The sequence below is a fragment of the Nonomuraea jabiensis genome (genome assembly GCF_014204795.1).
GTDB classification, from domain to species: Bacteria; Actinomycetota; Actinomycetes; order Streptosporangiales; family Streptosporangiaceae; genus Nonomuraea; species Nonomuraea jabiensis.
The window spans coordinates 3469757-3489177 of record NZ_JACHMB010000001.1; the positions used below are offsets into that span (position 1 = coordinate 3469757).

18 protein-coding genes and 1 pseudogene are annotated in these 19421 nt (G+C 70.7%); 10 read left to right on the top strand and 9 right to left on the bottom strand.

Features of this window, described 5'->3' with window-relative positions; all coding sequences use genetic code 11:
• Window positions 1-64 precede the first annotated feature (64 nt).
• Window positions 65-1450: an MFS transporter gene (locus tag HD596_RS15595; RefSeq protein WP_313044173.1), complete on the bottom strand. Its 1386-nt coding sequence runs from the start codon at window positions 1448-1450 to the stop codon at window positions 65-67.
• 134 nt (window positions 1451-1584) lie between these two features.
• On the opposite strand from HD596_RS15595, the gene HD596_RS15600 reads away from it, so the two are divergent.
• From HD596_RS15600 to HD596_RS15615, 5 genes are all read left to right on the top strand, one after another.
• Window positions 1585-2421, top strand: coding sequence for a helix-turn-helix transcriptional regulator (locus HD596_RS15600; protein ID WP_185069937.1), 837 nt, complete (start codon window positions 1585-1587; stop codon window positions 2419-2421).
• A 60-nt stretch (window positions 2422-2481) separates the two neighbouring features.
• The gene (locus HD596_RS15605; RefSeq protein ID WP_185069938.1) at window positions 2482-3555 is read left to right on the top strand and encodes a CapA family protein; all 1074 of its coding nucleotides are present in this window, start codon (window positions 2482-2484) and stop codon (window positions 3553-3555) included.
• Between the two features lie 42 nt (window positions 3556-3597).
• A complete protein-coding gene (locus HD596_RS61740; RefSeq protein ID WP_246554471.1) occupies window positions 3598-4305 on the top strand; it encodes an alpha/beta fold hydrolase in 708 nt (235 codons plus the stop codon).
• Window positions 4263-5285, top strand: coding sequence for an SDR family NAD(P)-dependent oxidoreductase (locus HD596_RS61745; RefSeq protein ID WP_313044178.1), 1023 nt, complete (start codon window positions 4263-4265; stop codon window positions 5283-5285). The genes HD596_RS61740 and HD596_RS61745 overlap by 43 nt, the downstream gene beginning before the upstream one ends.
• A 122-nt stretch (window positions 5286-5407) precedes the next feature.
• Complete coding sequence (locus tag HD596_RS15615; RefSeq protein ID WP_185078500.1) at window positions 5408-5971, top strand: TetR/AcrR family transcriptional regulator; 564 nt, start codon at window positions 5408-5410, stop codon at window positions 5969-5971.
• Here the strand turns inward: HD596_RS15615 and HD596_RS15620 are convergent.
• Window positions 5968-6291, bottom strand: coding sequence for a hypothetical protein (locus tag HD596_RS15620; protein WP_185069939.1), 324 nt, complete (start codon window positions 6289-6291; stop codon window positions 5968-5970). The genes HD596_RS15615 and HD596_RS15620 overlap by 4 nt on opposite strands.
• 166 nt (window positions 6292-6457) lie before the next feature.
• Between HD596_RS15620 and HD596_RS15625 the strand changes: the two genes are divergently transcribed.
• Window positions 6458-6988: a tetratricopeptide repeat protein gene (locus HD596_RS15625; RefSeq protein WP_313044179.1), complete on the top strand. Its 531-nt coding sequence runs from the start codon at window positions 6458-6460 to the stop codon at window positions 6986-6988.
• Between the two features lie 401 nt (window positions 6989-7389).
• Here HD596_RS15625 and HD596_RS15630 read toward each other — a convergent pair whose 3' ends face one another.
• The 7 genes and pseudogenes from HD596_RS15630 to HD596_RS15660 all read right to left on the bottom strand — a co-directional run bounded on the left by HD596_RS15630 (window position 7390) and on the right by HD596_RS15660 (window position 15533).
• On the bottom strand, window positions 7390-8064 hold the full coding sequence (locus HD596_RS15630) for a hypothetical protein (protein ID WP_185069940.1): 675 nt from the start codon (window positions 8062-8064) through the stop codon (window positions 7390-7392).
• 217 nt (window positions 8065-8281) lie between these two features.
• The gene (gene clpB, locus HD596_RS15635; protein WP_185069941.1) at window positions 8282-10852 is read right to left on the bottom strand and encodes an ATP-dependent chaperone ClpB; all 2571 of its coding nucleotides are present in this window, start codon (window positions 10850-10852) and stop codon (window positions 8282-8284) included.
• A gap of 32 nt (window positions 10853-10884) precedes the next feature.
• A pseudogene (locus HD596_RS15640) lies at window positions 10885-11208 on the bottom strand (heat shock protein transcriptional repressor HspR); the annotation flags it as partial.
• Between the two features lie 3 nt (window positions 11209-11211).
• A complete protein-coding gene (gene dnaJ / locus HD596_RS15645) occupies window positions 11212-12387 on the bottom strand; it encodes a molecular chaperone DnaJ (RefSeq protein WP_185069942.1) in 1176 nt (391 codons plus the stop codon).
• Window positions 12388-12408: 21 nt separating this feature from the next.
• On the bottom strand, window positions 12409-13005 hold the full coding sequence (gene grpE / locus HD596_RS15650; RefSeq protein ID WP_185069943.1) for a nucleotide exchange factor GrpE: 597 nt from the start codon (window positions 13003-13005) through the stop codon (window positions 12409-12411).
• Window positions 13005-14873 carry a molecular chaperone DnaK gene (gene dnaK / locus HD596_RS15655; RefSeq protein WP_185069944.1) on the bottom strand — a complete coding sequence of 623 codons (1869 nt, stop codon included), beginning with the start codon at window positions 14871-14873 and terminating at the stop codon, window positions 13005-13007. The genes grpE and dnaK overlap by 1 nt, the downstream gene beginning before the upstream one ends.
• Before the next feature lie 210 nt (window positions 14874-15083).
• Window positions 15084-15533, bottom strand: coding sequence for a hypothetical protein (locus tag HD596_RS15660; protein WP_221519341.1), 450 nt, complete (start codon window positions 15531-15533; stop codon window positions 15084-15086).
• Window positions 15534-15602: 69 nt separating this feature from the next.
• Here HD596_RS15660 and HD596_RS15665 point away from each other — a divergent pair, with 69 nt between their 5' ends.
• The 4 genes from HD596_RS15665 to HD596_RS15680 are packed head-to-tail and all read left to right on the top strand — an operon-like array spanning window position 15603 to window position 19400.
• Entirely contained in the window at window positions 15603-16484 is an 882-nt protein-coding gene (locus tag HD596_RS15665) for a proline dehydrogenase family protein (protein ID WP_185069945.1), read from the top strand.
• Window positions 16485-16536: 52 nt separating this feature from the next.
• Window positions 16537-17331, top strand: a complete 795-nt coding sequence (gene proC, locus HD596_RS15670) for a pyrroline-5-carboxylate reductase (RefSeq protein WP_185069946.1) — start codon at window positions 16537-16539, stop codon at window positions 17329-17331.
• A gap of 33 nt (window positions 17332-17364) precedes the next feature.
• Window positions 17365-18720, top strand: coding sequence for an efflux RND transporter periplasmic adaptor subunit (locus HD596_RS15675; RefSeq protein WP_185069947.1), 1356 nt, complete (start codon window positions 17365-17367; stop codon window positions 18718-18720).
• A complete protein-coding gene (locus HD596_RS15680; RefSeq protein ID WP_185069948.1) occupies window positions 18717-19400 on the top strand; it encodes an ABC transporter ATP-binding protein in 684 nt (227 codons plus the stop codon). Before HD596_RS15675 ends, HD596_RS15680 begins: the two co-directional genes overlap by 4 nt.
• Window positions 19401-19421 lie beyond the last annotated feature (21 nt).

Sequence of the window (19421 nt, forward strand, 5' to 3'; positions counted from 1 at the left end):
GGCCATCCATACACGGTGACACGCGAACGGCCCGCGTCCCAGCAGGGACGAGGGCCGTCGGGGATCAGGCGCGGGCCGGTACGCGGCGCCGTACGAGGAAGAGCGAGCTCAGCCCCGCGACCACGGCCAGGCCCGCCATGGCGATGGAGGAGACCAGTGAGGCGGACACCGTGCCGTGGCCCTGGCTCAGCGTGATGAACAGCGTTCCGACCGTGGAGACGCCGATGACCTGGCCGAGCTGCATCACGGTGAGCAGCGCGCCGCTCGCGTCCGCCGCGTAGACGTCGTCGACCTGCTCGGTCGCCATGTTCGTCACCGCGACCTGCACGCCGAGCCCGGCGCCGACGAGGGCGCTCATGACCGCGTACGGGAGGCCGCCGCCGGCGGCGAGCCCCAGTCCGAGGTACGCGGGCGCGGCCACCACGTAGCCGACGGGCACCAGCGGGCGCTGCAGGCGGAGCGGCAGGCGCGGCCAGGCGAGTCCGACGAGGCCGAAGGCCAGCGCGCACGGCACCAGCATCATGCCGGAGGCCAGCGGCGTCAGGTGCAGCTCGCCCTGCAGGTGCAGGGCCGAGGTGAACAGGAACGCGCCCCAGGTCGCCGGGCCGAACAGCAGGATCGCCAGCCCCGGGCGCATGCCGGGCGCGCGCAGCACCCGCGCGTCCACCAGGGGACGCCCGCCGCGGGCCGTCACCCAGCGCTCGATGCGGACGAACGCGAAGAACGTCACCACGCTCAGCGCCATCGAGATCCAGCCCCACACCGGCCACCCGAGCTCGCGGCCCAGGACCAGCGGCACGACGAGCAGGAGCACAGCCGCGGACAGGGACACCAGGCCCCACGGGTCGAGACCGGTCCGGCCTCCGCCCTCGTCGGCGGGCAGCACCTTCATGCCGGCCGCCAGCAGCAGCGCGCCGATCGGCACCAGCACCAGGAACACCACTCGCCAGCCCGCGCCCAGGCCCAGCAGGATGCCGCCGAGAGCCTGGCCGATCACGATGCCACCGCTGATCACCAGCGACCACAGGCCCATCGCCCGGCCTCTGGCCGCGCCGTGGTAGTTGCGCTGGATCAACGTCAGGACCTGCGGCATCATCATCGCCGCCCCGGCGCCCTGCAGCAGCCGGGCGGCCACCAGCCAGCCCGTCGAGGGCGCCAGGCCCGCGCCGAGCGTGGTCACCGTGAACAGCGCCAGCCCGCCCAGGAAAGCGTTGCGGTAGCCGAACAGGTCGCCGACCCTGGCTCCGGTGATCAACAGGACGGCATAGACAATGGTGTATCCGGCGACGATCATCTGCAGCCCGGCACCTGAGGAGTGCAGGTCGGACTCGATGGTCGGGGTGGCCACGTTGACGATGTTGACGTTCAGGATGGCCAGGAACTGCCCCACGAGGATGATCGCAAGGAGCAGGCCGCTGGCCCGGGTCCCTTCCTGCGGTTTGGTATCCACAGAGGGGGAGATAGCGGCAGTTTGCGTCATGTTTACCAGTCTGCCGGGGATCCAGTACCAGTAACGAGAGCCCACTTATACTGGTATTGGCGGTAACTGGATAAGGTCTTGGGTTTCGTCCCATAGTGGGAGACATGAGCGTGGCAGAGGCAAAGCGCACCGACCTGTCGGCGTTCCTGCGTACGCGTCGCGAGCGGATCACCCCCGAGATGGTCGACCTCGCGCCGGGACCGCGCAGGCGGACGCCCGGCCTGCGGCGCGAGGAGGTCGCCCAGCTCGCGGGCGTCGGCGTGACCTGGTACACGTGGCTGGAGCAGGGCCGCCCGATCAACGCCAGCGCCCAGGTGCTGGACGCGATCGCCCGTACGCTCAGGCTCGACACCGCCGAGCGCCAGCACCTCTACCGGCTGGCGGGCCAGGCGCAGACCCCGGACGACACCGACTCGGGCCAGGTGACGCCCGAGATGCGGCAGATCCTCGACCGGCTCGGCGACATGCCCGCCGTCGTGGCCAACAGCCGGTGCGACGCCCTGGCCTGGAACGCCGCCTACGCCGCCCTGTTCCCCGAGATGGTCAGCGCGCCGGAGGGCGAGCGGAACTCGCTCTGGTACACCTGCCTCACCCCCGCCCCCATGACCATGCTGCTCAACCGCGACCAGGAGCTCGCGCGGGCGGTGGCGGTGTTCAGGGGCGCCTACAGCCGCCACGTGGACGACCCGTGCTGGCAGGACTTCGTACGCCGGCTCAGCTCGGAGAGCGCCGAGTTCGCGCGGTTGTGGGCCAGGCAGGACGTGGCCGAGCCGGGGCCGCGGGTGAAGCGGTTCAAGCACGTGGAGCTGGGGGAGCTGCGCTTCAGCACCACCAGTCTCACGGCCGTGGCCGAGATCCGGCTGATCGTGTACACGCCGATGGACGACGCGACCCGGGAGGCGATGCGCACGTTGCTGGAGAAGGGGGAGCCTGCGCGGTAATCCGCCCTGCATGGCATGCTCAATCCCTAAAAGACCGGATTCGAGCGGAAGTGGCGGCAGATGAGACTCCCCCGTGCCCTCCCGTTGTTCGCCGTCGCCGCGTCCTTGGTGGCCTGCTCATCGGCCCCCGAGATAGAGCCGCAGAGCAAGCAGGTGGACCAGCAGGTGGCCGAGTCGCCGACGGTGAAGCCCAAGCCGAAGCGGCGGCCGTACACGATCTCCTTCGGCGGGGACGTGCACTTCGAGGGGATGCTGCGGGGACGGCTGGCCAGCCCGGCCACGGCGCTCGGGCCGATCGCGAGCGTGCTGCGCAAGTCCGACTTATCCATGGTGAACCTGGAGACGGCGATCACCACGGGCGGGACGCCCGCGCCGGGGAAGCAGTTCACCTTCCGGGCGCCGCCGACCGCCTTCACCGCGTTGAAGGCCGCCGGGGTCGACGTCGTGTCCATGGCCAACAACCACGGCATGGACTACATGGAGACCGGCCTGGCGGACACGCTGGCGGCGATCAGGAGCAGCAAGTTCCCCGTGGTGGGGATCGGGAAGGACGCGGCGCAGGCGTACAAGCCGTTCCGCAGGACCGTGAACGGCAACCGGGTGGCCATCATCGGGGCCACGCAGGTGCTGGACGCGGAGTTCATCCAGTCGTGGACGGCCACCGCCGACAAGGGCGGGCTCGCCTCGGCCAAGGACGAGGTCAGCCTCCTGCGGGCGGTACGGCAGGCGCGGAAGAACTCCGACACCGTGATCGTCCATCTGCACTGGGGCACCGAGATGCAGAAGTGCCCGAACCCGGCGCAGCTCTCGCTGGCCCCCAAGCTGGTCAAGGCGGGCGCCGACGTGGTGGTCGGCGGGCACGCGCACATCCTGCTCGGATCCGGGTACCTGGACAACGCGTACGTCAACTACGGCATGGGCAACTTCGTCTTCTACAACTCCACTCCCGGCACCACGGGCCGGACCGGCGTCCTGACGCTGACCATCAACGGGCGGAAGGTGCTCAAGGACAGCTGGACCCCGGCCACCATCCAAGGGGGCGTGCCCGTGCCGATGACGGGGCCCGCGCGGACCCAGGCGGTCGCGGACTGGAAGGCGCTGCGCACCTGCGCCGGGCTGGCCGCGCGGCCCTGAGTGATCTATGCTACTGGACGATCTGTCCAATAGGAGGTCGCCATGCGATGGGTCGAGTCCGGTGACGTGCGGCTGGCGGTCTTCGAGGAGGGCGACCCGGCGAACCCGACGGTGCTGCTCCTCCACGGCTACCCCGACACGCACCGCGTCTGGGACGAGGTGGCCGCGCTCCTGCGCGACCGCTACCACGTCGTCCGGTACGACATGCGCGGGGCGGGGGAGTCCACGGCGCCCCGGGACCGCCGGGACTACGGCTTCGACCGCCTGGTCGCCGACCTCGGCGCGGTGATCGACGCCGTGATCGGCGCTGGAGGCGGGCCCCGGGTGCATCTCGTGGGGCACGACTGGGGGTCGCTCCAGGGCTGGGAGGCCCTGGGGCGGGCCGGGCTCCGGGACCGGATCGCGTCCTTCACCAGCCTGGGCGGGCCGGGGCTGCGGCAGACCGCTCATTTCCTGCGGCACGGGAAGCGGCGGGACGTCGCGGCGCAGCGCATCAAGTCCTGGTATATCGGGGCATTTCAGGTTCCGGTGCTGCCGGAGCTGGCGTGGGCCTCGGTCATGCCGGGGATCATCTCCCGTACGCTCCGGCGCGAGGGCATCTCGCCCCGGCCCGGGCATCCGGCGCCGACGCTGGCCGACGACGGGCGCAACGGCCTCTGGATGTACCGGCGGAACATGGGCGTGGCCGGCGATCGGGCGTCGGCGACGTGCCCGTGCAGATCATCGAGGCCACGCGGGACGCCTTCGTGACCCCGGCGCTGCTGGCCTCCATCGGGCAGTGGGTGCCCAGGCTCCGGCACCGGAAGGTGGCCGCCGGGCACTGGGCGCACCGGAGCCGTCCCGAGGCGGTGGCGCGGCTGATCGCCGAGTTCGCCGACGGAGCCCACGCTGTGCGGGGGCCGCGGCGGGCCTTCGACGGGCGGCTGGTGGTGGTCACCGGGGCGGGGTCCGGGATCGGGCTGGCGACGGCGCGGGCGTTCGCGGCCCACGGCGCCGAGGTGGTGTGCGCGGACATCGACGCCGGCGCGGCGGCGCGGGCCGCCGGCGCCATCGCCGAGGACCTCGGGGGTACGGGGCACGCCGCGCAGGTCGACGTATCGAATATCAACCAAATGGAAGATTTTTCGCGAAATATCATCGCTCAATATGGAGTGCCGGACATTGTGGTGAACAATGCCGGGATCGTCGTCGCCGGGGCCTTTTTTGATCATACGGTGGACGACTGGCGCAGGACCATCGACGTCAATCTGTGGGGCGTCATCCACGGATGCCGGCTCTTCGGCGCCGCCATGGTCGAACGCGGCGAAGGCGGACACATCGTCAACGTCGCCTCTCTGGCCGCGTTCGCGCCGTCCCGGCTGCTGCCCGCGTACTCGACCTCCAAGGCGGCCGTGAAGATGCTCAGCGACTGTCTCAGGGCCGAGCTGGCCGGGCACGGGATCGGGGTGAGCGTGGTCTGCCCGGGGTTCGTCTCGACGCCGATCGCGGGCAACGCCACGTACGTGGGCGCTGACCTGCGCGAGGAGGCCGTACGGGGCCTGGCGCGGCGGGGTTATCCCGCCGAGCGGGTGGCGGCGCACATTCTGCGGGCCGTACATCGGAATCAGGCTGTCGTACCGGTCAACCTGGAGGGGAAAATCGGGTATGCCCTTTCCAGGATTTCGCCTGGAACGATGCGCATGCTCGCGCGTTGGAGCGCAACCATAAGAAATCCAGGAATTGGCAGGTAACGATCGCCCATCCGGGAGAAGATGACTGCGTGTCCTCGCCGCAACTCGATGATGATTGTGCCCAGCCCAGAGCACTCAGGCGCCAGCCGGCGCAGCGCCGGAGCGCACGCCGCGTGGAGCGGATGCTCGACGCGTGCGCCGAGCTACTCGACGAGACCGGATACGAAGCCCTGTCCACCACTCGCATCGCCGAGCGGGCAGGCGTCGCGATCGGGTCGATCTACCAGTTCTTCCCCGACAAGCGGGCCGTCACGCAGGAGCTCACCCGGCGCAACGTCGAGGAGTTCGTGCGCAGGGTCGATCGCAGGTTCCTGACGGAGGAGTATCGCGGCTGGTGGGAGGCCATCGATGCGATCATCGACGAGTACGTCGACATGCACAGGACGGTCCCCGGCTTCAAGAGCCTCCACTTCGGCGACGTCGTCGACCTCAACCTGCTCGACTCCGACTCCGACAACAACACCGTGATCGCGGGGCGGTTGCGGGGGTTGCTGCTCAAGGAGTTCGGGCTGGCCGACAGCCCGGAGCTCGACCTGGCCGTGCTGGTGGCGGTCGAGGCCGGCGACGCCGTGCTCAAGCTGGCCTTCCGCCGCGACCCCAAGGGCTCCCCGGAGATCGTCGAGGCGGCCAAGCAGCTGATCCGCGGCTTCCTGCTGCGCCAGCTGCGGTCCTGGCAGATCCGTTAGTCCGGCCTGAAGTCCGCCACTTCCTCGATCAGGCCTGCCAGCCAGGCAGGCACCCGCTTCCCGCGCTCGCCGAGGGCGATCGCGGGAACCTGCTGGAACCGCGGGGTGGCCGGCGTCCGCAGGCACGGCGACGACATCGAGGCGGGGCGGGCTTCCCTTGCCTCGCGGATATGCAACCTTGCCTCCAGGGCATGCAAGTTGCGCTCCGCGGATTCGATGGCCTCCAATCGGGCCGACAAATAGCCCGCCACCCCGGGGACGAGGGCCGCCAGCACGACGACGCAGGCCAGCGTGAAGGTCATCTGCTTGGACATGCCCATCACAGCCCCCTTGCTCGCGTAGCAGCAAAGCGACCCGTATATGCCCCCTCACCTGGGTGGACACGCTCAGAGTCAGCACTGTTGGACGCGGCGTTACCGAATTTGTGACTGACCGGCGATGCGCATTGACCGGGCAAAGCGCCGAGCGGCTCGGTAGTCTCGCGGTGTGGCGCATGTGACCCGTGAGCACCTTGATCGTCTGCTTGAGCAGGCCCTACTGGCCGACGACCACAGTTCCCTGGCCAGTCGGCTATACGACGTCGCGCTCGGCTATTCGTCGGGCGACGTCTCCAGGGCGTCCATCCTGGTCCTCGCTGCCGAAGAATGGCGGGCGGCAGGCCAGCCGGCGCGCGCTATGGAGTGTTTCCAGCGCGCGGTCGAGGACGGCGGCGAGGCGGGCTTCGACCCCCGCGCCGGCATCGCCGACACGCTCTTCGAGCTCGACCGGCCCGATGAGGCCAGGGAGGTCATCGAGACGATACGCGCGGAGGGCGGCGTCTCCACGGCGACCGCTCACACGATCGCCGAGACGCTGGTCGCCTACGGGGACCTCCAGGGAGGGCTCGAATGGGCCACCCAGGCGGTCCTGGGATGCGACGAGAACGATCCGGAGCAGGGGGCGCTCCTGCGCACCCGCTACCGCATCCGGGTCGACCTCGGGCTCCCTGAGGACGAACTGGACGCCCTCGCCCGCTGACCACCCCCAGCTGTCCCACCCCGGGGCCGCCTCGTGCTCTCAGGACGTCTCAGGGCTCTCTTGAGACGCCTCGGCTCCGGGGTCGGCCCCCGTCTCGGGCCGCTACGACGCCGGGGCGGCTCGCGTACTTGGGGTGGCCATGGCGCGCATGGACGCGGGAGCCGGCCTGGACCTGCCGCGCGCAGCCTGGGCACGGTGGCGTGGCGCTTGGGGTGGCTGGGTGGGCGTGCCGCCCGGAGCCCAGTGGTGTGGCGCTTCGGGGGCTCGGCTGTGACACCGGCCCGGCGTGGTGACGGCTCCGTCCTGCGCGCGGGGGACGGCCGGGCGCGTCTCGGGGCGGGAGGGTGGAGAGGCCGCGGTGGGTACGATCCGCGGCCCCTCCGGTCAGGGGACCGGGTCGATCAGCGCAGCCCCAGCTCCCGCGCCAGCCCCGTGAACCCGTCCACCGCGGGCTGGCCGCCCGGCAGCATCGTGGTGTCCTCGACGCTCCGCACCGTCTTGGGCAGCAGGATGTCGACCACCTGGGACCCGACCTCCGCGACCGGCTCCTTCAGGTCCAGCGGCGACTCGACGGTGGAGCGCGCGATGCGGTTCTGGTACGGAGCGGCGTTCCCGAGCGACATCTCGGCGGGCAGCTTGGCCACCAGCGGCGTCTGCGGCAGCTCAGGGAGGGCCGGGAGCGCGGGCACCTCGGCCACGGTCGCCAGATCCTTCATCGAGGCCGGACCCGGCACCACGGGGAACGGCGCGGGCGAGGCCGAGAACAGCGCGGGCATGCCCCAGGTCGCCGCCATCCCGCCCAGGTCGGCGGTGCCGAGCACCTCGCGCCCGGTGGCCAGCCCCGTCAGGCCGAGCCGCCTGGCCATCTCCCCGGCCGCCATGGCGAGCCTGTTGCTCTCGGTGGTGACCAGCTTGCCGCCGCCGGCGCCGGCGCCGTCCAGGCGCAGCCTGGCGCGCTCCGCACAGTACGTGGCGACCGACTTGGGCGACAGCAGGGCGGGCTCCCCGCCCGCGCACGCGTCAGCCGTCGAAGGGGTCGCGGCCAGCCAGGTGATACCCGCGGTCAGAGTGGCCACCGCGATGATGCTCCGGATCTTCTGAGATGACACTTCACGTCCCTGATCGTTTTCGGTGATCCGACGAACGCTGAACGTAGTCACGCATCCGGCCGCGGGCGTGCGGCTTGTCCGAAGAGTGGACCGGACCTTACCAAAGACGTGGCCGGATGACCGGCACATGACACGCCGGAGCCCGGGGACCCCGCCGGGGTCCCCGGGCTCCGGGAGAACGCCGTCAGGCGCGCTGGATGAGGAGTTCGTCGTCCCCGAGGTCGACCTTGACCTTGTCGCCGTCCACGACCTCGCCCGACAGCACGGCCTTGGCCAGCTTGTCGCCGATGGCGGACTGGACCAGGCGGCGCAGCGGACGGGCGCCGTACAGCGGGTCGTAGCCCGTCAGCGCCAGCCACTCGCGGGCGGCGGGCGTGACCTCCAGCGCCAGCCGGCGGTCGGCCAGGCGCCGGGCCAGCCGATCGACCTGCAGATCGACGATCTGGGCCAGCTCCTCCGTGCCCAGCGCGTCGAAGAGGATCACGTCGTCGAGCCGGTTGAGGAACTCCGGCTTGAACGCGTTGCGCACCGCGCCCATGACGGCCTCGCGCTTGTCGCCGTTCTCCAGCTTGGGGTCGATGAGGAACTGCGACCCGATGTTGGAGGTGAGGATCAGGATCGTGTTGCGGAAGTCGACCGTGCGGCCCTGCCCGTCGGTCAGCCGCCCGTCGTCGAGCACCTGGAGGAGGATGTCGAAGACCTCGGGATGGGCCTTCTCGACCTCGTCCAGCAGCACGACCGTGTACGGGCGCCGCCGCACGGCCTCGGTGAGCTGGCCGCCCTCCTCGTAGCCGACGTAGCCGGGAGGCGCGCCGACCAGCCTGGCCACGCTGTGCTTCTCGGAGTATTCGCTCATGTCGATCCGGGTCATCGCCCGCTCGTCGTCGAACAGGAACTCCGCCAGCGCCTTGGCCAGCTCGGTCTTACCCACACCCGTGGGCCCGAGGAACAGGAACGAGCCCGTCGGCCGGTCGATGTCGGCGATGCCCGCCCGGCTGCGGCGTACGGCGTCGGAGACGGCCTGTACGGCCTTCTGCTGGCCGATCAGCCGCTTGCCCAGCTCGTCCTCCATGCGCAGCAGCTTGGCCGTCTCGGCCTCCAGGAGCCGCCCCGCGGGGATGCCGGTCCACGACGAGATCACCTCGGCGATGTCGTCGGCCCCGACCTCCTCCTTGACCATGGCGTTGTCCGGCGGCGCGGCCTCGGAGGCGGCCTTCAGCGCCTGCTCCAGGCGGGGCACCTCGGCGTACATGAGCCTGGAGGCGGCCTCGAAGTCGCCGTCGCGCTGCGCCCGCTCGGCGGCGCCGCGCGCCTCGTCGAGCTGCTTCTTCAGCTCGCCGACCTTGTTGAGCCCGGCCTTCTCGTGCTCCCAGCGGCCGACGAGGGCGTTGAGCTCCTCCTGGCGGTCGGCCAGCTCCTTGCGCAGGCGTTCGAGCCGCTGGACGGAGGCCTCGTCGGTCTCCTTGGACAGGGCCAGCTCCTCCATCTTCATCCGGTCGACGTTGCGCTGGAGCTGGTCGATCTCCACGGGACGGGAGTCGATCTCCATGCGCAGCCGCGAGGCGGCCTCGTCGACCAGGTCGATGGCCTTGTCGGGGAGGAAGCGGTTGGTGATGTAGCGGTCGGACAGCGCGGCGGCGGCCACCAGCGCGCTGTCGGCGATCTGCACCTGGTGATGGGCCTCGTAGCGGCTCTTGAGCCCGCGCAGGATCGCGATCGTGTCCTCGACCGAGGGCTCGCCCACGTAGACCTGCTGGAAGCGGCGCTCCAGCGCCGGGTCCTTCTCGATGCGCTCGCGGTATTCGTCGAGCGTGGTCGCGCCGATCATGCGCAGCTCGCCGCGGGCCAGCATCGGCTTGAGCATGTTGCCCGCGTCCATCGCGCCCTCGGCGGCCCCGGCGCCGACGACGGTGTGCAGCTCGTCGATGAACGTCACGATCTGCCCGTCGCTCTCCTTGATCTCGGAGAGCACGGCCTTGAGCCGCTCCTCGAACTCGCCGCGGTATTTCGCGCCGGCCACCATCGCGCCCAGGTCGAGCGAGATCAGCCGCTTGTTGCGCAGCGACTCGGGCACGTCGCCGGCCACGATGCGCTGGGCCAGGCCCTCGACGACCGCGGTCTTGCCGACGCCGGGCTCGCCGATGAGCACCGGGTTGTTCTTGGTGCGCCGGCTGAGCACCTGGACGACACGGCGGATCTCGGAGTCGCGGCCGATGACGGGGTCGAGCTTGCCGGCGCGGGCGCGCTCGGTCAGGTCGACGCCGTACTTCTCCAGCGCCTGGTAGGTGTCCTCAGGGGTCTCGCTGGTGACGCGGGCGTGGCCGCGTACCTTCTCGAACGCGTCGAGCAGCGCCTGCGGCGTCGCGCCCTGGGACTTGAGCAGCTCGGCCACCTGGCCGCCGTCGGCGGCCAGGCCGACCAGGAGGTGCTCGGTGGAGATGTAGAGGTCCTCGAGCCGGTTGGCGTGCTGGGCGGCGGTGTTGAGCACGGTGAGGAGCTGGCGGGAGCTCGACGGCGCCCCCACCGTCGCTCCCTGCGCCTTCGGCAGCGCCGCGAGCTGCTCCTCGGCCCGCGCCCGCAGCGTGCGCCAGTCGGCGCCGACGGCTTCGAGCAGCGGGGCGGCGGTGCCGCCCGTCTGGGTGAGCAGGGTGGTCAGCAGATGAGCAGGGGAGATCTCAGGGTTGCCCTCCGCGGCGGCACGCCGCATGGCACCCGAGAGCGCTTCCTGGCTCTTCTGGGTGAGCTTGTAGTCCATTCTTTCTATGCCCCCGGTGGCAGCTCATATCGGATCAACGCTCTGACCATGCGCATCTCGGCACGCAGGCGGTGAACCTCCTCCCGCAGCCGCAGAGCTTCGTTCTCGAGCTCGAGGATCCGCTTGATGCCCGCGAGGTTGATGCCCTCCTCCTGGGAGAGCCGCTGCACCTCGCGCAGCTGGATGATGTCGCGGGTCGAGTAGAGGCGGCCGCGCCCCGCCGTGCGGCCAGGACTGACCAGGCCCAGCCGGTCGTACTGGCGCAGCGTCTGCGGGTGGAGCCCCGACAGCTGCGCGGCCACCGAAATCACGTAAACAGGTGTGTCATCTGACAGGTCGAAATAGTTGGCGTCCATCGGCTACTCGCTTCTGGCTCGCTGAATCAGCTCAGCGCGCGGGTCTTCGCCCGCGGTCGCGGTGTTGAACTCGCTGAGGAGCTCACGTGACTTGTCGTCGAGCGTCTTCGGCACCACCACCTCGACCGTGGCCAGCAGGTCTCCCTTGGTGCCGTCTTTGCGGGTCACGCCCCTGCCGCGGACGCGGAACGTGCGCCCGTTGGGCGTGCCCGTGGGAATGCGCAGCGTGACCGGCATGCCCTTGAGGATCGGCACCTTGATCTCCGCGCCGAGCGCCGCCTCGGTGAACGTCACCGGCACCGTGATCGTCAGGTTGTCACCCGACCGGCCGAAGACGGCGTGCGGCTTGACATGCGTGAGGATGTAGAGGTCGCCGGCGGGGCCGCCGTTCTCGCCCGGCGCCCCCTTGGCCTTGAGCTTGACCCGCTGGCCGTCGGCGACGCCGGCGGGGATGCGGGCCTGGATGGTGCGGGTGCTCTTGGCCCGGCCGCTGCCCTCGCACACGGGGCAGGGGTCGTCCACGATCAGCCCGCGGCCCTTGCAGTCGCGGCAGGGCTCGGAGAAGGCGAAGTTGCCCAGGTTTCGACTGGCCGCGCCCGTGCCCTCGCAGGTCGGGCAGACCCTGGGGGTCGTGCCCGCCCTGGCGCCGGTGCCGGTGCACGCGGCGCAGGCGGCCGAGCTGGTCAGCCTGAGCGACACCGTGGTGCCCTCGACCGCCTCGGTGAAGGTCAGCGTGACCTCGGACTCGATGTCCTGGCCACGCCTCGGCCTGGACGTGGTGGTCGTGCGGGTGGTGCCGCCACCGCGGTTGAACAGCCCGCCGAACAGGTCGCCGAGCCGCTCGCCCGCACCGCCGCCGGTGCTCTGTCCAGTGCCCCCGAACAGGTCGCCGAAGTCGAACGGGAAACCGCCACCACCGGGCCGCTGGCCGCCCACCCCGGACCCGAACAGCGTGCGCGCCTCGTCGTACTCCTTGCGGCGCTTGGTGTCCGACAGGACGTCGTAAGCCTCGGAGACCTCCTTGAACTTGGTCTCCTTGGTCGCGTCGCCCTGGTTGGTGTCGGGGTGGTACTGCCTGGCCAGCTTCCGGTAAGCCTTCTTGATCTCTTCGGCGGTGGCGGTCTTGGGCACACCAAGGACGGCGTAGTAGTCCTTCTCCAGGTAGTCCTTGGTGCTCATCTATGGCCCTTCGTCCTCGTGTCAGTTTTCGTCGTCGTCATTGGACGCGGAGGTGGCGTCCCCGGGCTCCGCGACGGCCACCCGCGCCGGGCGCAGCACCCTGTCACCCATCCGGTATCCAGGCTGGAGCACCTCGATCGCGGTCGGCTCGGTGACGTCGGATGAGTAGCTGTGCATCAGCGCCTCGTGGACGGTCGGGTCGAACGGCTCGCCCTTCTGCCCGAAGGCGCTGAGGCCCAGCTTGGTGACGGCCGCCTCCAGGGACTCGGCCACCTTCGCGAAGCCCCCGGTGAGCTCACCGTGGTCGCGGGCGCGGCCGATGTCGTCGAGCACGGGCAGGAGCTCCACCAGCGCGCCCGCGACAGCCTGTTCCCTGACCGCGGCCCGGTCGCGCTCGACCCGCCTGCGGTAGTTCACGTATTCGGCCTGGAGGCGCTGCAGGTCCGCGGTCCGCTCGGCGAGCTGGGCCTCCAGCTCGCCGTTGGCGAGGGCCTCCGCCGCCGGCGGCTGGGCCGCCTCGTCGGCAACAGGGGTGTCCCTGACCTGCCCCGTCTCCGGGTCGATCTTGCGGTTGTCGCGGATCACCGGCTCGTCATGCCCGTTGTCACGCGGCGGCATCACTTGTCCTTCTTCGGCTCGTCGTCGACGATCTCGGCCTCGACCACGTCCTCGTCGGCCTTCTGGCCGTCACCGGCGGCGGCGTCCTGCGGGGCGCCCTCGCCACCGGCCTGCTGGCCCTGGCTCGCGGCGTAGATCGCCGAACCCATCTTCTGGCTGACGGTGGCGAGCTTCTCCGCGGAGGTGCGGATGACGTCGGTGTCGGTGCCCTCCAGAGCCTTCTTCAGCTCGGACAGGGCGTCGTTGACCTCGGTCTTGATCTCGCCGGGGACCTTGTCGTCGTTCTCGCGGAGGAACTTCTCCGTCTGGTAGGCGAGCCCGTCCGCGTTGTTGCGGACCTCGGCCTCCTCGCGGCGCTTCTTGTCCTCCTCGGCGTACGACTCGGCCTCGCGCATCATCCGCTCGATGTCGTCCTTCGGCAGCGCGGAGCCGCCGGTGATCGTCATCGACTGCTCCTTGCCCGTGCCCAGGTCCTTGGCGGAGACGTTGACGATGCCGTTGGCGTCGATGTCGAAGGTGACCTCGATCTGCGGGATGCCGCGCGGCGCCGGCGCGATGCCGGTCAGCTCGAAGGTCGCCAGCTTCTTGTTGTACGAGGCGATCTCGCGCTCACCCTGGAAGACCTGGATCTGCACCGACGGCTGGTTGTCCTCGGCCGTGGTGAAGACCTCGGAGCGCTTGGTCGGGATCGTCGTGTTGCGCTCGATGATCTTGGTGAAGATGCCGCCCTTGGTCTCGATGCCCAGCGACAGCGGGGTCACGTCGAGCAGCAGGACGTCCTTGACCTCACCCTTGAGCACGCCGGCCTGCAGGGCGGCGCCGATGGCGACGACCTCGTCCGGGTTGACGCCCTTGTTGGGCTCCTTGCCGCCGGTCAGCTCCCTGACCAGCTCGGTCACGGCGGGCATACGGGTCGAGCCGCCGACGAGAACCACGTGGGCGATGTCGGAGACCTTGATGCCGGCGTCCTTGATGACCTGGTGGAACGGGCCCTTGGTCCGCTCGAGCAGGTCGGCCGTCAGCCGCTGGAACTCCGAGCGCGTCAGCTTCTCGTCGAGGTGCAGCGGGCCCTCGGACGAGGCCGTGATGTACGGCAGGTTGATGTTGGTCTCGGACTGGCTGGACAGCTCGATCTTGGCCTTCTCGGCCGCCTCGCGCAGACGCTGGAGCGCCATCTTGTCCTTGGACAGGTCGACGCCGTGGGCGTTCTGGAAGCGCTTGACGAGCTCGTCGACGATGCGCTGGTCCCAGTCGTCACCACCGAGGTGGTTGTCGCCGGAGGTGGCCTTGACCTCGACGAAGCCGTGGCCGTCCTCCTGGCCGACGTCGAGCAGCGACACGTCGAAGGTGCCGCCACCGAGGTCGAAGACCAGGATGGTCTGGTCCTGCTCCTTGTCGAGCCCGTAGGCGAGGGCCGCCGCGGTCGGCTCGTTGATGATGCGGAGCACGTTGAGGCCCGCGATCGTGCCGGCCTCCTTGGTGGCCTGGCGCTGGGCGTCGTTGAAGTAGGCGGGAACGGTGATCACCGCGTCGGTGATCTTCTCGCCGAGGTAGGCCTCCGCGTCCTGCTTGAGCTTCTGCAGGACGAAGGCGCTGATCTGCTGGGGCGAGAACTTCTTGCCGTCGATCTCCTGGGACCAGTTGGTGCCCATCTCGCGCTTGACCGATCGGATGGTCCGGTCCACATTGGTGACGGCCTGCCGCTTGGCGACCTCACCGACGAGGACCTCGCCGTTCTTCGCGAAGGCGACCACGGACGGCGTGGTCCGCGAGCCCTGCGCGTTGGCGATGACGGTGGGCTCACCGCCCTCGAGGATCGAGACGACGGAGTTGGTCGTCCCAAGGTCGATACCTACCGCACGTGCCATGAGTACGTCCTTGTAGTCAAAGTTGAGTCTTGTGGACTCAAGTTACGAATGCCGGTCGTCTTTGTCAAACGACTTGAGCCTACTCGACTCAACCCTCGTGAGCGCATCGGCATTCCCTCCAACGGGGACGAATTCGCGGAAGGTTCCTGGACGCGAAGACGCCCCGGCGCGGGACCGGGGCGTCGGGCTACTCGGGCCCTGCTCGGCGCCCTACCTGGCGCCGTCGACGACCTTGCGCTTGCCGAGCGGCTTCTTGAGCGTGATCGTCGTGGTCTTCTCGATCGCGATCATGATGCAGGACACGTTCCTGGCCTTGGGCGCGGTGCCCTCGTACAGGGTGACCGTGACGAGCTTGGCGGTCTCCTTGACCTTGACGCGGTCCAGCACCGTGCACGGGGCGACGCCCGACCACCAGGTGAGCTGGACCTTCCTCTTGGACACCGCCTTGGCCTTGGTCCAGCGGACCTTGTGGACGTTGATGGCGTTGCCGGTCGGCTTGACCGGCTCGGGGCCCTTCTTGGGGCTCGTCGTCGGGGTGGTGGTGACCGGCTCGGCCACGGCGGGCGGTTTGGCCGGGACCGTGGAGGCCCGCTCGGCGGGCGCCGCCCCGCCGCAACTCGTCGCGAGCACCAGACAACCGGCCAGGAGAGTCGCAGTCATTGCACGCATACCTCTTCGACGGACAAGAGTGTTCCGCGGTTCATCATGCCCCGGTTTAGTGTGGTTCACGTGCTCCGTCATGTGCTGTTGGCCATCTCCAAGAGCGAACGCGCCGAGCGCCTGATCTCGACGTCGCCGCTGACCGCGGGCGTGGTCGGGCGCTATGTCGCCGGCGACGTGGGCGAGGTGATCGGCGAGCTGACCCGCAAGGGGCTGCTCGTCACCGTCGACCACCTCGGCGAGGAGGTGACCGACCAGGCGCAGGCCGAGGAGGCGGTCGCCGAATACCTGCGGCTGCCGGCCCTGCTGCCCGCCGGCGCCGACGTGTCGGTCAAGCTGACGGCGCTCGGGCTGCGGCTGTCGGAGCGGCTGGCGCTCGACCACGCCGCCGCGATCTGCCGGGCCGCCGCGGTCGCGAACGTCACGGTGACGCTCGACGCCGAGGAGCACGACACGATCCCGGGCCTGCACTCCGTGCACGCCGCGCTGCGCAAGGACCATCCCGACGTGGGCGTGGTGGTGCAGGCGTACCTGCCGGACTCGCTGGACCGCTGCGAGAAGCTCGGCGGGGCCCGGGTGCGCCTGTGCAAGGGCGCGTACACCGCCCCCGGGGCCTACACCAGGCCCGCCGACATCGACCGCTCCTTCGTACGGTGCCTGCGGATCCTGATGGCCGGCACCGGCTACCCCATGGTCGCCACCCACGACCCCAGGCTCGTGCGGATCGCCTCCACGCTCGCCGTCCTGGAGGGCCGCGACGCGACCGGCTACGAGCACCAGATGCTCTACGGCGTGCGCCCCGACGAGCAGCTCCGCCTGTCCGGGCAGGGCGCCCGGGTGCGCGTCTACGTCCCCTACGGCTCCGACTGGTACGCCTACCTCATGCGCCGCCTGGCCGAACGCCCCGGCAACCTGGCCTTCTTCCTCAGGTCGCTGCTCTCGCGCCGCTGACCTGCCACCGGCCCGGGGCCCGGCACCTGCCCGCAGTGAGTAGGCTGCCAGCGTGATTGCGATTCTGGGCACGGGCAAGATGGGCGAGGCTCTGCTGTCCGGCCTGCTGCGCGCCGGGTTCAAGCCCGGCGACATCATGGCGACCAGCCGCCGGGCCGAGCGGGCGCAGGCGCTGCGCGAGACGTACGGCGTGCGCACCGTCTCCAACTCCGAGGCCGCCAAGGTCGCCGACACCCTCATCCTGGCCGTCAAGCCGCAGGACATGGCCACGCTGCTGGCCGAGATCGCCCCGTACGTGCCCGCCGACCGGCTCGTGATCACCGCCGCGGCGGGCATCACGACGGCGTTCGTGGAGCAGCGGCTCGGGGTGGAGGTGCCCGTGGTCCGGGTGATGTCCAACACGCCGATCAGGTTCGACGAGGCGATGAGCGTGATCTCGGCGGGCGCCCACGCGGGCGAGGAGCACCTCAAGCGCACCGAGGGCCTGCTCAGCCCGGTCGGCAAGGTGCTGCGCATCCCCGAGTCCCAGCAGGACGCCGCCACGGCCCTGTCCGGCAGCGGCCCGGCCTACTTCTTCTACCTGGTCGAGGCCATGGTCGACGCGGGCATCCTGCTCGGCATGCCGCGGGCCGCCGCGCTCGACATGGTCACCCAGTCGATCGTCGGGGCCGCCGTGATGCTGCGCGACTCGGGCGAGCACCCGGTGATCCTGCGCGAGGCCGTCACCTCGCCGGGCGGCACGACCATCGCCGCCATCGCGGAGCTGGAGCGGCACAGCGTGCGGGCCGCGTTCCTGGCCGCGATCGAGGCCGCCCGCGACCGGGGGCGCCAGCTCGCCTCCGGCTGATGGACCGGCCGTCCCGCTCCTACGATGGGTCGGGTGACGTTACGTCGCGGCATCGCGCCGCTGCTCGTCCTTTTCGCACTGACCGGCTGCACCTCCGAGGAGCCGCCCGCGGTCCAGGTCGGCCAGGTCGGCCGGGGCCCGGTCACGGAGGTCGTGGAGGCTCCCGCCACGATCGGCGCGCGTGCCTCCGCGACCCTGCGCTCACCCGCCCAGGGCACGATCGCCAAGCTGTACGTCCGCGAGGGCGATCGCGTGCGCAAGGGCCAGATCCTGCTCAGGATCAGCTCACCCCAGGCCCAGAGCCAGCTGCGGCAGGCCCGCCAGGCCTCCAAGGCGGCCACCCCGGCGAGCTTCGGCACGCCGGAGGTCCGGCTGCCGTCGTTCGACACCCGGGCGTTCGACCGCAAGGTGGCCGCCCACTTCGCCAGGGCGCACAAGGAGGCGAAGAAGGTCGAGGACGCGAGGACGCGCAGGCAGCTCCTGAGCGCCATCGACCTCGCCCGGGCCCAGCACAAGGCGCAGACCAGGGCCCTGGCCTCGATCACCGCGCAGCTCAACCGCTCGATCAGCGGCCTGCTGTCCGGCGTGACCGGCGGGCTGTCCCGCTCCATGGCCTCGCTGCAGGCGGCCTCGAAGTCCCAGGCCAAGGCGGCGGTCAAGGCGGCGGAGAGCACGGTCAGGTCGCTCACGATCAAGGCGCCGTTCGGCGGCGTCGTCACGCTCGGCCGCGCCTCGGGCGGCGGCGGGGCCGGGGGCGGCGTCGAAGGGCTGCTCAGCCAGTTGCCCGGCGGCGGGCAGCAGCTCCCGTCCCTGCCGTCCACGGGCGGCTCGACGTCCGGCAGCCCGGTCGCGGTGGGCGTTCCCGTCTCGGCGGGCGACTCCGTCGTCACCGTCACCGACGTCTCCGAGCTCACCCTGGACGCCGACGTCGACGAGACCGACGTGCTGCTGGTCAAGAAGGGCGTGCGGGCCGGCGTCGAGCTGGACGCGGTGCCGGGCGCCACGTACACGGCCGTGGTGACCGGCATCGGCGTCACCCCCATGGAGGGCACCACGGGCGGCGTCAGCTACCCGGTGCGGCTCAAGCTCGGGCCCGGCGCCTTCGACGACGGCTCCAAGGCGCCCACGCCCAAGCCGGGCATGAGCGCCGTCACGCGGCTGACCGTGCGCGAGTCGCCCTCCGCCGTCTCCGCCCCGGCCTCGGCCATCGTCTCCAGCGGGCGCGAGAGCGTGGTCTGGGCGATCAGGAACGGCGCGGCGGAGCGCCGCGTGGTCAAGCTGGGGGCCCAGGGAGACGCGGTGGTCGAGGTGCTGAGCGGGCTGTCCGTGGGCGACCGGATCGTGGTCAAGGGCGCGGACTCCGTACGGCAAGGGCAGCCGATCCCATGACGGTCGCCATCGAGGCGGTGGACCTCACCCGGCGCTACCAGCTCGACGGCGTGGCCGTGGAGGCGCTGCGCGGCGTGTCGCTCCGGATCGACCAGGGCGAGTTCGCGGCCATCGTCGGGCCGTCCGGGTCCGGCAAGTCCACGCTCATGCACCTGCTCGGCTGCCTCGACCGCCCGAGCTCGGGCGTGCTCAAGGTCAACGGGGTGGAGATCTCCGGATTGTCCGACACCGAGCTGGCCGAGCTGCGGAACAGGACCATCGGCTTCGTCTTCCAGTCCTTCCACCTGCTGGCCCGGACGTCGGCGCTGGACAACGTGGCGCTGCCGCTGGTCTACCGGGGGGTCGGCCGGGCCGAGCGGCGCGTGCGGGCCCGTACGGCGCTGGAGGCGGTCGGGCTCGGGCACCGGCTGGAGCACCGGCCGTCCCAGATGTCCGGCGGCGAGCAGCAGCGCGTGGCCATCGCCAGGGCGCTGGTGGGGGAGCCCAAGGTGCTGCTGGCCGACGAGCCCACGGGCAACCTCGACACCGCCAACGGGGCCGAGGTCATGGCCATTCTCGACCGCCTCAACGGCGAGGGCGGGGTGGCGGTGGTGCTCGTCACGCACGAGCCGGAGGTCGCCGCCCACGCCCGGCGCCAGATCCACGTACGGGACGGGCTGATCGAAAGGGACACAGCGTGAGGCCGCGAGGGAGCGCCGCCG